This window comes from Pantoea sp. Ap-967 (assembly GCF_011752565.1).
Classification (GTDB): domain Bacteria; phylum Pseudomonadota; class Gammaproteobacteria; order Pseudomonadales; family Pseudomonadaceae; genus Aquipseudomonas.
Genome location: NZ_VWXK01000105.1, coordinates 1 through 372 on the forward strand (window position 1 = coordinate 1; position 372 = coordinate 372).

Below are 372 nucleotides of genomic sequence, written 5' to 3' on the forward strand. Positions count from 1 at the left end.
CAGCCTCGGCCGACAGAGCCGCTATTACTGGGGACCGATGTACGAGGTGTATAAGTACATCGACCCGCTTGGTAACTGTTGGCAAGAGGAGATAGTCGCCGGACAACTACTAAAGAGTATCGACCCGAAAGGAGGCGAATGGCGCTACAGCTACGATGATATCGGCCGCCTGATCGAAACGCATGACCCTCTAGGACGCAGTGAGCAGATCAGCTACTTGCGCCACTGGGCGCTACCCGTCCAAATCACCGATGGCGCAAAGCGCACCCAGCGCTACGGCTATGACACTCACGGCAATTTGCTATGGGAGCAGGACTCACTGGGCCGCAGCACCCAATATCAATACAGCCCGGAAGGTCGCGTAATCCGCGT

The 372-nt window shown here is 57.0% G+C and carries 1 protein-coding gene; it reads left to right on the top strand.

What is annotated here, in order from left to right; translation table 11 throughout:
* Positions 1-46: 46 nt before the first annotated feature.
* Positions 47-372, top strand: a 326-nt coding sequence (locus F3J45_RS30670) for a hypothetical protein (protein ID WP_370526519.1), incomplete at its 3' end; no start/stop codon positions are given.